Origin of the sequence: Streptomyces sp. Ag109_G2-15 (assembly GCF_900215565.1) — a bacterium.
GTDB lineage: Bacteria > Actinomycetota > Actinomycetes > Streptomycetales > Streptomycetaceae > Streptomyces > Streptomyces diastatochromogenes.
Genome location: NZ_OCNI01000001.1, coordinates 1,342,162 through 1,353,596, shown reverse-complemented (window position 1 = coordinate 1,353,596; position 11,435 = coordinate 1,342,162). Strand labels below are relative to the sequence as shown.

At 72.2% G+C, this 11,435-nt stretch carries 10 protein-coding genes; 4 read left to right on the top strand and 6 right to left on the bottom strand.

What is annotated here, in order from left to right:
- Nucleotides 1-112 precede the first annotated feature (112 nt).
- From CRP49_RS05720 to CRP49_RS05710, 3 genes are all read right to left on the bottom strand, one after another.
- Nucleotides 113-1,360: a HAMP domain-containing sensor histidine kinase gene (locus tag CRP49_RS05720; RefSeq protein WP_097252431.1), complete on the bottom strand. Its 1,248-nt coding sequence runs from the start codon at nt 1,358-1,360 to the stop codon at nt 113-115.
- Nucleotides 1,357-2,091, bottom strand: coding sequence for a hypothetical protein (locus CRP49_RS05715; protein ID WP_179851514.1), 735 nt, complete (start codon nt 2,089-2,091; stop codon nt 1,357-1,359). Before CRP49_RS05715 ends, CRP49_RS05720 begins: the two co-directional genes overlap by 4 nt.
- Before the next feature lie 94 nt (nt 2,092-2,185).
- Complete coding sequence (locus CRP49_RS05710) at nt 2,186-2,692, bottom strand: dual specificity protein phosphatase family protein (RefSeq protein ID WP_167444124.1); 507 nt, start codon at nt 2,690-2,692, stop codon at nt 2,186-2,188.
- Nucleotides 2,693-2,793: 101 nt separating this feature from the next.
- Here CRP49_RS05710 and CRP49_RS05705 point away from each other — a divergent pair, with 101 nt between their 5' ends.
- The gene (locus CRP49_RS05705) at nt 2,794-3,597 is read left to right on the top strand and encodes a nuclease-related domain-containing protein (RefSeq protein ID WP_097252429.1); all 804 of its coding nucleotides are present in this window, start codon (nt 2,794-2,796) and stop codon (nt 3,595-3,597) included.
- A gap of 135 nt (nt 3,598-3,732) precedes the next feature.
- Here CRP49_RS05705 and ligD read toward each other — a convergent pair whose 3' ends face one another.
- Complete coding sequence (ligD, locus tag CRP49_RS05700) at nt 3,733-4,614, bottom strand: non-homologous end-joining DNA ligase (protein ID WP_097252428.1); 882 nt, start codon at nt 4,612-4,614, stop codon at nt 3,733-3,735.
- Between the two features lie 76 nt (nt 4,615-4,690).
- Here ligD and CRP49_RS05695 point away from each other — a divergent pair, with 76 nt between their 5' ends.
- Together CRP49_RS05695 and CRP49_RS05690 are read left to right on the top strand one after the other, a co-directional pair.
- Nucleotides 4,691-5,770, top strand: coding sequence for a Ku protein (locus CRP49_RS05695; RefSeq protein ID WP_179851513.1), 1,080 nt, complete (start codon nt 4,691-4,693; stop codon nt 5,768-5,770).
- Between the two features lie 124 nt (nt 5,771-5,894).
- Nucleotides 5,895-6,962 carry a hypothetical protein gene (locus CRP49_RS05690; protein ID WP_257033648.1) on the top strand — a complete coding sequence of 356 codons (1,068 nt, stop codon included), beginning with the start codon at nt 5,895-5,897 and terminating at the stop codon, nt 6,960-6,962.
- A 7-nt stretch (nt 6,963-6,969) separates the two neighbouring features.
- Here the strand turns inward: CRP49_RS05690 and CRP49_RS05685 are convergent, their stop codons facing one another.
- The gene (locus tag CRP49_RS05685) at nt 6,970-7,854 is read right to left on the bottom strand and encodes a helix-turn-helix transcriptional regulator (RefSeq protein WP_097257209.1); all 885 of its coding nucleotides are present in this window, start codon (nt 7,852-7,854) and stop codon (nt 6,970-6,972) included.
- Between the two features lie 210 nt (nt 7,855-8,064).
- Here CRP49_RS05685 and CRP49_RS05680 point away from each other — a divergent pair, with 210 nt between their 5' ends.
- Entirely contained in the window at nt 8,065-9,537 is a 1,473-nt protein-coding gene (locus CRP49_RS05680) for an MFS transporter (RefSeq protein WP_097252425.1), read from the top strand.
- Here the strand turns inward: CRP49_RS05680 and CRP49_RS05675 are convergent.
- Nucleotides 9,491-11,374, bottom strand: a complete 1,884-nt coding sequence (locus tag CRP49_RS05675) for a hypothetical protein (RefSeq protein ID WP_097252424.1) — start codon at nt 11,372-11,374, stop codon at nt 9,491-9,493. The genes CRP49_RS05680 and CRP49_RS05675 overlap by 47 nt on opposite strands.
- Between the last annotated feature and the right edge of the window lie 61 nt (nt 11,375-11,435).

The following is an 11,435-nucleotide window of genomic DNA, read 5'->3' as shown; positions in this document are numbered from 1 at the left end:
GCCGTGTGCCGTTTGCCCGAGTTGTCACCACCAGCGTGGCGTGGACCCGGTGGTGCCGCACGACCAGCCGCAAGCGACCCGCACTCGGCGAATCACCCGCAGCCCCGAGCTCTCACCCGCCCGCCCGCCGGAGGTCCAGCGTCGCCACGGCCCCACCGCCCACCGCATTGGCGAAGTACAACCGCGCGCCCAACACCTCCGCCTGGCCCAGCGCGATGGTCAGCCCCAGCCCATGCCCCTTGGCCCCACCCTCCGTACGAAAGCGCTGCGGCCCGTGCGCCACCAGATACCCCGGATACCCGCCCCCGTGATCCCGCACGGTCACCACCGGCCCGTCCACGGTCAGCACCACCGGCGCCCGCCCGTGTTTGTGCGCGTTGGCCACCAGATTCCCCAGCACCCGCTCCAGCCGCCGCCGGTCGGTCTCCACCCGAGCGTCCCGCACGATCCGCACCTCGGTGTCCGTCCCCGAGGCCCGCACCACCCGCCCGGCCAGTGCGCCCAGCTCCTCGGTGTCCACCTCCAGCTTCTCCCGCCCGGTGTCCAGCCGGGAGATCTCCAGCAGGTCCTCGGTGAGCGTGCGCAGGGCCGCCACCCGGTCCCGGACCAGCTCGGTCGGCCGGCCGGGCGGCAGCAGCTCGGCCGCCGCGTGCAGCCCGGTCAGCGGGGTGCGCAGCTCATGGGCCACGTCCGCGGTGAACCGCTGCTCGCTCAGCAGCTTGCTCTGCAGCGAGGAGGCCATGGAGTCCAGCGCGGCCGCCACCGCGGCCACCTCGTCCTGGGGGCGCGTCGGGTCCTTGGTCCGGGGGTCGTTCACACGGGCGTCCAGATCGCCCGCGGTGATCCGCCGGGCCACCTGCGCGGTGCCGTGCAGCCGCCGCGTCACCCGGGTCACCGCGAACGCGCCGACCAGCAGCGTCGCCCCGATCGCCAGCGCCGACGACCACAGGATGGACCGGTCGAGCCCGGCGATCGTGCGGGCCTGCTGCGAGTAGTCGACCTCCACCGCGAGCGCCCGGTGGCCGCCTGCCGGGCCCGCCGCCCACATGGTCGGCCGGCCCTGGTGCGAGGAGACCATCGTGCCGCGCTTCCCGGTCAGGGCGAGCGACCGCAGCCGTACCGGTAGCCCCTCGGGATCAACCCCGGCACCCGGCAGCAGCGTGTCCCCGGCCTCGTACGCCTGGGTGGCGTCCTGCAGCCGGCTCAGCGCGAGGTCACGGGCCTGGCCGACGGTCTGGTTGGTCACCGACACATGCACCAGGACACCGAGCAGCGCGGCCAGCGCGCAGCACATCACGGTGATGAACGCGGCCGCCTTCGCCGCGAGGGTCCCGGCCCACCGGGGCAGCGTGGGCCTCATCCGGCGCTCGCCGCGGGGGTGGTGCTGGGGGACGGGGAGGGCGCGTGGCTGTGCCGGCCCTTGCCGGTGCGCAGGAACTCGTCCCGGGAGAACACCATGGCCCGCTGGTCCGGGTCCCAGGCCCAGGTGGTGCGGTACTCGTACCCGGAGATCCCGGCCGGGGAGCGGACGATCACCGCCCGGCCGGCCAGTTCGACGCCGATGATCGCGTCGTTGTCGGCCAGCACCTGCACCAGTTTGTGCTTCTCCACCGTGTAGACCCGCACCGCCGTCTGGTTGGTCGGGTACAGCCGGAAGCCGAGCGTCATGTCGGCCCGGCCGTCCCCGGTGAGATCCCGGTAGTACGCCTTGAGCAGCGGGCACCGCGCCCGGTCCCCGCCCGCGCCGCACTCTTTCATCCGCTCGACGGTCGCGTGGTACGCCCCCTTCGACCCGTAGTCGTCCGGATGCGCGGCTATCTCGGCCCGTACGACGTCCACCGGATCGACCTTGCGGATGTCGTCGCCCGGGATCTTGACGCCCTTGACGGTCTCGGTGCTCCCCTCGTCGTAGGGGTAGGCCGGGCTGGACGCCGGCCGGAGGTCCGGCCAGAGCTTCGCCGGGCTCACCGCGGTCGGGGTCGCCCCGGCGCCCTCCAGGCCGCCCCGGTCGCCACAGGCCGCCGCCGTCGCCGACAGCAGGGCGACGACGGCCGCGGTGAGGGCGGTGCGCGCGATGCGACGGGCTGACACGGGGCTCCTGAGGATTCGGGGGCGACAGTGGCCCCGTACACCTTATTCGTAGGGAAGTCCTTTTTGCGCACCCGGGGCGGTGCTGGGGGAGAGGCTACTCGGCCAGTTCCTCCAGCAGCCGGGCGGTGGCCAGTCCCGTGCGCAGGTACTCCACGAACAGGTCGTTGTGCAGCGCCCACGGGGAGCGCCGGGCGCGGATCAGCTCGATCGCCTCCTCGGCGCTGCGGCCCCGCCGGACCAGGGTGTGCGCGACGACCAGGCCCGAGCGGTTGTAGCCGTGGTAGCAGCGCACCAGCACCGAGCGGCCGGCGTCCAGCGCCTCGTGCGCCGCCCGCGCGAGCCGGATCACGCCCGCGAGCTGCGTGCCGTCCAGCGGGCCGTCCGGAATCGGCCACACATGATGCTCGGTCCCGGGGCCGGGGCCGTAGCCCGGCAACCTCAGGAGCGACTGCACCACGTCGAACTGATCTCGCACGACGGCGGACTGCAGGCGCCCCGAACCGCCCCGGAACTGGTGCCCGCCCATCCACAGGCCGGGCTCTATCTCGCTCCAGGGGCTCTCCGGAGCCGGTACGTCGGGCTGCGTTCCGCGGGTACGCAACGGCGCCTCCCCAACTCCCCCTCGCAGGGCCGCTCTCCACGGTAGCCGGGTTCTTGCGTGGGAGCACCCCGCCTGTTCCCATGGTCGAGGGGTGATGGCGCATGAGCGGACTGCGCGTGGTGCCGACCTGGCGACACGGCCACGAACGGCTGTACGTCTGCGGCCCGGACGGACGGAACGTCGCCTGGTACGACCGGGACACGGGCCGGGTGAACCTGATCGCCGAGGACCGTGAGGCGGACGTGCTGGACGCCCTGAAGCCGTTCCTGACCGGCCCGGTGACCGTGGGCCCGCCCCCGGTGCCCACCCCCGCGGAACTGGCCCGGCTGACCCTGCACCCGGACGACGACCTCGCGCCCAACCGCCCCGGCGAGGCCCTGCTCGTCGCCCTCGACCGGGACCCCGGCCCCGCCCACCGGCTCCGCCCGGACCCGCGCCGGCGTGCCCTGACCGCGGAGCAGACCGTCGGCGAGGCCCTGGACCAGTGGGAAGGGGCGGGCTGGCACACCCTGCACTCCGTCCCGCTCCCGGGCGGCGACCGCATCCACCACCTGCTCATAGGCCCCGGCGGCCTCTACGTCGTACACGCCCTGTACGCCCGCAGGCAGCGGGTCCAGGTGGCCGACCCGATGGTCACCCTGGGCCGCCACGACCCCGAGCCCCTGCTCCGCCGCCTCCGCACCACCACCGACCGAGCCTCCTACGCCCTGACAGCGGAGGTCCACCCCGTCCTGGCCCTGCTCGACCCCACCGAGATACGCATCACGACCCCACCCCGAGCCATCCGCATCCTCCACCACACGGACCTGCCGACCTTGGCCCACCTGGGCGGGGTGTTGAAGCCGGCGGATGTGGAGGCACTGCACGCGATGGCGAGGGACCGGGGGACGTGGGGGAGGGTGTAAATCCTGCCTCCGCTTGAGGACAAGGCCCGTCCAGGGCCGACAGCGGGGGCCTGGGGGCGGCAGCCCCCAGCAGGGGTCACAGGGCGACGGAGTCCCCTGGCCGGGACGGGTAGGGGCGGCGGGGGCGAGAAAACCTCAGGGCAGCGAGGCCGACCGCCCGGAATCCAGCAGGGGTGCCAGCAAATCCCCATGATCCCGCACCCGAGGCGCGATGTCCCCGGCCAGAAACTCCAACTGCCCCGGCGCCCGACACCCCGCAACCTCCTCCCACGTCACCGGCGCCGACACCAACGGAACCCGCCGAGCCCGCAGCGTGTACGGCGCGGCCGTGGTCTTGCGCCCGGCGTTCTGACTCCAGTCCACGAACACCTTCCCCGGCCGCAGACTCCGCGTCATCCGATGCACCACCAGCCCCGGCATGGCCCGCTCCGCCTCGACGGCCAGAGCCTTCGCGTACTCACTCGCCCGCTCGGACGACCCCCCGCGCACCCCCGCCAGCAGATGCAGCCCCTTCGACCCGGCCGTCTTGGCGTATGCCTCGATCCCGTCCACCGCCAGCCGCTCCCGCAGCCACAGCGCGACCTCACAGCAGTGCACGATCGTCGCGGGCGCCCCGGGATCCAGGTCGAAGACCAGCCGGTCGGCCTCCTCCGGCGCCTGGACCAGCCACTGGTGCGTGTGGAACTCGGTCACCAGGTTCGCCGCCCACACCAGACTCGCCAGGTCCTGTACGACCACCATCCGGGCCGGCCCCTCCGACCGCGGGACCTCGGCCGTCGTGACCCACTCGGGCGTACCCGGCGGCACGTTCTTGGTGAAGAACACCTGCCCGTCCGGCCCGTCCGGATAGCGCAGGAAGGACACCGCACGGTCGCGCAGATGCGGCAGCAGCACCTCGGCGCTGGTCGCGTAGTAGTGCACCAGCTCCCCTTTGGTGAAGCCGGTCTCCGGATAGAGCACCTTCTCCAGGTTGCTGAGCGCGACCCGTCGCCCCTCCACGTCGGTGATAGGCGTCATAGGATGACGATTCCAGGCATACAGCCACGTAACACCGCAAACCGGAAACCGGAAACCGAAAGGAAGGGTGCTGCACGTGCGATCCATATGGAACGGCGCCATCTCCTTCGGTCTCGTCAGCATCCCGATCAAGCTGGTGAACGCCACCGAGAGCCACTCGGTCTCCTTCCGCCAGATCCACACCGAGGACAGCGGCCGCATCCGTTACCGCAAGGTGTGCGAGCTGGAGGACCGCGAGGTCAGCCAGGCCGAGATCGGCAAGGGGTACGAGGACGCGGACGGCACAATCATCCCGATCAGCGACGACGACCTCTCCCACCTTCCGATCCCGACCGCCCGCACGATCGAGATCGTCGCCTTCGTGCCGGCCGACCGGATCGACCCGCTCCAGATGGACGCGGCCTACTACCTCGCCGCCAGCGGAGCCCCCGCCGCCAAGCCGTACACCCTCCTGCGCGAGGCCCTCAAGCGCAGCAACAAGGTCGCCATCGCCAAGTACGCGCTGCGCGGCCGCGAACGCCTGGGCATGCTGCGCGTGGTCGGCGACGCCATCGCCATGCACGGCCTGCTCTGGCCGGACGAGGTGCGCGCCCCCGAGGGCGTGGCCCCGGACGTGGACGTCACCGTCCGGGACAAGGAACTGGACCTCGCGGACGCCCTGATGGACACCCTCGGCGAGGTCGAGCTGGAGGACCTGCACGACGAGTACCGCGAGGCGCTGGAGGAGGTCATCGCGGCGAAGGCGGCCGGCGAGACCCCGCCCGAGGCCCCCGAGCCCGCCGCCGGCGGCAAGGTGCTGGACCTGATGGCAGCCCTGGAGAAGAGCGTGCGCGAGGCCCGTGAGTCCCGCGGCGAGCAACCGGCCCCGACCGAGGAGGCCGAGGTCAGGCCACTCGCCCGCGGCCGGGCCACCCCCAAGGAGACGGGCGGCAAGAAGTCGACGGCGACGGCGGCGAAGAAGACGGCGGCGAAGAAGACCACGGCCGCGAAGACAACCGCCAAGACGGCCGCGAAGAAGACGACGGCGGCGAAGACGACCGCCAAGTCGACCGCCAAGTCGACCGCAGCCAAGACAACCGCCAAGACGACCGAGAAGAAGACCCCGGCGAAAAAGACCCCGGCGAAGAAGACGGCGACCCGCAAGCGCTCGGCCTGACCGCACCGTCCGACGCCCACGAAGGTCACCGGTCGAGAGGCGGGCGCGGCCGACGGCTGAAGATGACCCCCTGATTCCCTCCCGCGAGGTGGGACGACTCGGGCACGATGAGGGGGTGACATACATGGTGACCGTGGCCATGGCCCCTCCCAAGGGCGCTCCGGAACTCGACGCGCTCCAGCGGGAGGGCGTCATCTTCCTGTTGCGGAAGGGGTTCGACTCGCTCGAAGCGATCGAGGGGCCCGACGGCATGGAGATAGACCTGATGGACGACGTCATCGCCGCCCATCCCGGAGGGGTCCTGCTGAAGCTCTTCGTGGACGCACCGGCGCTGGAGTTCGCGGAGGACGCCGCCCGTGAGGTCGTAGCGGAACTCCTGGAACGCACCGAACCGCTCGCCGACTGGCAGATCACCCGGTGCGCGGTGGAGCTGAACTCCGAACTCCTCCAGGAGAGCCTGGACGCGGCCGACGGCCCCGACGCCCCGCCCGCCGACCCGGCGGAACGCGCCCGGCGCCACCGGGCCGCCGAGCCGGCCCCGGCCCCGGGCCGTCTCGACCCGGCCGAGGTCGAGGCCATGCGCTCCAGGCTCCGCGCCCTGGCCCCCCTGCTCGCGGCCTTCCCGCTCGACCGCTTCGGCTACTCCGACGACCCCGGGCAGCGGACCGTGGGCCGGGAGGCGGCGGAGATCGCGGCCGGCGCCCTCGTGTTCGGCATCGACCTCCTGGTGGACGAACTCTTCACCGACCTCGCCGGCCTGGAGGACGACGGGCCGACCGTGGCCGAGAGCGACGCCACCTTCATGCTCCTGGACGACCTGCCCCCGCAGTTCGCCGACGAGTACACCGTCCTGTTCGCCCGCCGCCTCACCGTCACGGCGGTGACCCTGACCGCCCGCCTCACCCAACCGCACCCCACCCGTCCGACCTGCGTGGCGGAGGAACTCCTGCTGAGATTCCTGCTCACCCAGGCCGAGGTGACGGCCGACCTCTACGACCTCCTGACCGAGGAGGTCAGCGCGGCCCTGGAGACGTTCGCGGACGGCATCGACGGCGACCTCACCGAGGACGACCTGGACATCGACCCCACCGCGGTGGCCGACTGGTTCACGCCCTTCGACGCCGAGGGATTCGTCCACCCGTACGCCGCGAACGACGACGAGGAGTCACTGCAGGGCCCCGGCGCGCGGTAGGCGTCCGTCAGGCCGTCACACCGGCGGCTCTGGTGGCGGCGATGCTGCCCAGGAGGCGCAGTGCGGTCTCGGAGGGTGAACCCGGCTCGGCGGTGTAGGCGATCAGCCGCTGCCCCGAGCCACCGGGCACGCAGAGGTTCTCGAAGCTGAGTTCCAGCGCGCCGACGGCCGGATGGCGCAGGTGCTTGACGCCTGACGTACAGGTGCGCACCGGGTGCCGGGCCCACAGCGCGGCGAACTCGGTGCTGTGCAGGGACAGCTGACCGACCAGCTCGGCCAGCCGGCGGTCGTCCGGGTGACGCCCGGCCACCAGGCGCAGCGAGGCGACGGCCAGCTGGGCCTCCTCGCCCCAGTCGCCGTACAGCTCCCGGTACCGCTCGTCCAGGAAGAGCATCCGGATCAGGTTGGGGCGGGCGGCGGGCGTACCGGGGCTGTCGGCCGCCAGGTGACCGGCGAGCAGAGCGTGCCCCAGGTGGTTCCAGGCGAGGACGTCACCCCGCCGGTCCAGGACGAGTGCGGGTACGTCGGTCATGGCCGCCACCAGCTGCTTTGCCGACGCACTCGCGTGCTCCACCCGCGGCGGAGCGGGCCGCCGGGAGGCGGCGGTGGGACGGCGGGCGAGATCCATGAGATGGGCGGTCTCGTCGTCGCCGAGCCGCAGCGTCCGCGCGATCGCCTCCAGCACGGCGTCCGACACGCCTGCCGCGCGGCCCTGTTCGAGCCGGGTGTAGTGGGTGATGCTGACGCCCGCGAGCGTGGCCAGCTCCTCGCGGCGCAGTCCGGTGACGCGGCGGCGGGCCGGCTGCGCTGTGATGCCGACGTCCTCGGGACGCAGCGCGGCCCGCCGGGACTTGAGAAAGTCCCCCAGCTCGGACGATACCCCCGCGTCCATCAACGCCTCCCGGATCCGGACCACTTGCCGTCCATGATGCCCTTCGCTCTCCGCGTCCGCGACGGGCGAGGGTGGTCATGGAATGACCACCCAGGCGCCGCCTACCCGGGACAGGGTTCTGGCTGGGCGGCGACGGGCGGCAGAGCCTTTCCTCGGCAACCGTGCACGGAACCGTGCATGAACCCTCATGAGAGGAAAGGAAGCGACGTCATGCCCCTCACCGATGCGGAGGCAGCGGACACCTCCGTCGGCGCCGGAACATCTCCGGCCGGACTCACACCCCGGCTGCGCCTGGTCCTGGTCCTCCTCCTCGCGGCCCAGTTCATGCTGGCGGTGGACTTCTCCATCCTGAACGTGGCGCTGCCGGTGATCGGCGAGGGCCTGGGCTTCCCGCTGGCCCATCTGCAGTGGATCGCCACGGCGTTCGCCCTCTGCGCGGCCGGCTTCACGCTGCTCTTCGGCCGGGTGGCGGACCTGTTCGGCCGGCGCCGCCTGTTCCTGGGTGGCCTGGCGGTCCTCGCCGCCGCGTCCCTGCTCGGCGGTCTGGCGCAGAACCCGGAGTCACTGATCACGGCGCGGATCTTCCAGGGCCTGGCCACAGCGGCCGTGACCCCCGCAGCCCTCTCCCTCCTCACCACCTCGTTCCCCGAGGGCCCCCTGCGGGAGAAGGCGCTCGGCCTCAACGGAGCGCTGATGTCGGCCGGGTTCACCACGGGAGCGATCCTGGGCGGCCTCCTGACGGACCTCCTCTCCTGGCGCTGGGCGTTCTTCGTCAACGTGCCCGTGGCCCTGGCCGTCCTCCTCACCGCTCCGACGGTCATCAAGGAGTCACCCCGCTCCGCCGACCGCCCCAAGCTGGACCTGCCCGGCGCCGTCACCGTCACCCTCGGCCTCCTGGCCACGGTCTTCGGCCTCACCCAGGCAGGCGACCACGGCTGGACCGCACAGCCCACCCTGCTCCCGCTGACGGCGGGCGCGGCCCTGCTGCTCCTCTTCCACGGCATCGAACGCAGGGTGTCCGCACCCCTGATCCCCCTCACCGTGCTGGGCAGGCGCTCGGTGGCCTGGGGCAACATCGCCGGCCTGATCGCCTTCCTGACCGAGACGTCCCTGGTCTTCCTGCTGACCCTCTACCTCCAGGAGGTGCTGGGCTTCTCCCCGCTCACCGCGGGCCTCTCCTTCGGCGTCCTGGGCCTCGGCACGGTGATCGGCGGATCGGCCGCACCGAAGGCCATCGCCCGCCTCGGCAGCAGGCCGACCCTGATCACCGGCGGACTGCTCCAGGCACTCAGCACGGCAGCCCTGCTGGGCCTCGGCCCCGACCGCTCCTGGCTCTGGCTCCTCCTGCTCGCCACCTTCGCCGGAGGCGTCGGCAACATGCTGGTCATCGTTGCCTTCATGGTCACGGCGACCTCGGGCCTGCCCGACCACGAACAGGGCCTGGCCACCGGCCTCGCCACCATGACCCAGCAGATCGGCATCACCATGGGCACCCCGATCATGAGCGCGATCGCCACGGCGGCCATGCCGGCCACGGACGCCGCGGGCATCCTGGACGGCCTGAAGGTCGCGGTGGCGGCGAACGCCGCTGTCGTCCTCCTCGGGGTGCTGACCAGCGTGTTGTTCCTACGTCGGATCAGGTCCGCCGCAGCACCCGGTTCGCGCCGGCCGCGGCCGTCGTAGCGAGCAGCCACCCCGCGCTGACCAGTACCACCACGATCCACTGCATGCCGCCGTGCGGGCTGAACGCCCGCTCCTGCCCGAAGTCGACGACGGGCAGCAGGAGGTCGAGGGTGTAGATGGCCGGCTGGAAGTCCGGCGGCTTCCCCTCACCGGTGGGCGCGGGTGGCCAGGTGGCGAAGACCGCGGTCCCGATCGCGAAGAACGCGGCCAGCAACCCAACCGCGCGCAGCGGCCGGTAGCCGTAGCCGACGGTGACGTCCTGGAGGATGCTCCACGCGCGGGCCGGCCACGCAAGGGTGCGACGCACGCGGCGCTGTTTGGCCAGCAGGACGGTCCGGGCATCGGCGTCCCGGCCGTGCTGCTGGTAGTTGACCGCCAGCTGCTCGTAGGGCTGCGGCGCGAAGCCCGTGGGCTCCCGGTCGAGCCAGGGCAGCCGCCGCTCGGCGGGCAGCACGGGATGGACGCTGTCGTAGAGAAAACCTTCCAGCAGCAGCGCTTGGGGCCACGTGCCCGGGTCGTCCCGCAACACACCGACCCGGGTGTGACTCAGGTCGACGACGCCCACCGGGGCTTCGCGCGGGCTCAGCTCCAGCTCCGCGGCCGTGGACCGTCGGCACACCAGGGCATGCTTCCCGCTCGGTACATCGAACAGCGCGCCTTCGAAGCAGAGCCTGGCGCGTACGGTGATGTTGCTGAGCGATATTCGACCGTGTGCGGTCAAACCATCACAACAGTTGAACTCCGCACCCACTTCGATGCCGTTCGCCCGCAACGCCGTCCCCGCGGGGCCGGTCAGCTCCGCGCCCTCGAAGAGGACCGAGCCGCCGACCCGGGCATCGCGGATGTCCACGAGGCCCTGCGAGACGAACCCCTCACGGCAGCTGAAGTTGCCACCGACGTGCAGGCGCTGCGCCTTGAGCGCCGTGCCGGCCGGTTGGTGCAGCCGGGCCCTCTTCAGCACGACACTGCCGCGCACCGTGGTGTCCCTGAGATCCACGCATCCCCGCACGACGAGCCCCCGACCGGCCTGGATGTCCCCGCCGACCGTGGCACAGAGCAACTGCAGCGCCGGCTGGCCCCGCTTCTCGCCCGTGCCGGTCAGGGTGCTGTCCTCCAGGTGCAGCGAACCGCCGATCGAGGCGCCGTAGAGGTTGATGCCTCCGTCGCTCACGAAACCCCGGTCCAGGTGCAGACCGCCGCCCACACTCAGTTCGGGGGCCTGAAGACAGGTCCGCTCCCCACGGATCCGCGCGCCGCGGAAATCGAGTGCGTCCTGCACGCGGGAGCTGTTGAGGTAGACCGGCCCGGTGCATTCCATTTCGGCCGCCGAGAAGTCCTCCTCGACGGCGAGCGACTGCGCGTCGACCGCGGCTTGGCCGTCCGGGACGACCACCCTGGACCGGTCGAGCGAAAGACGGGTGCCCACGCTCAGCGACCGCAGAGCCAGCGTGCCGTCGATCACGCACCCCGCGATCACGCACTCCTGACCGACCCGCGCCCCCACCGCGGTCAGCCCCGGCAGGGCACAGTCCCTCAGCTCCAGCGCGCCGAAACGCCCACCGTCGAAACGGGGCGCCCCGTCCAGGCGGCAGGACCACAGGCGTATCGCGCACTGGACCTCTGCCTCGGCGAGATCGAGCGTTCCGACGATGTGCGCCCCGCGCAGCCGGAGCCGGGCAAGACACCCCCGCACCGGGGGAGGCGCGGCGACGAGCAGCCACCGCAGCACCTCCGCACGGACCTCCGGCACGTCGTCGCACCACTCGCCCCGCCGGTACGCCTCCCAGATCCGGCGCTCATGCGGTTCCCACGCGTCCGGCGGTCTGTCATCCGACACCGCGACCCTCCCCCTCAGTCCAGCCGCAGCGAAGCAGCGCATGACTACCCGAAGAGGATCG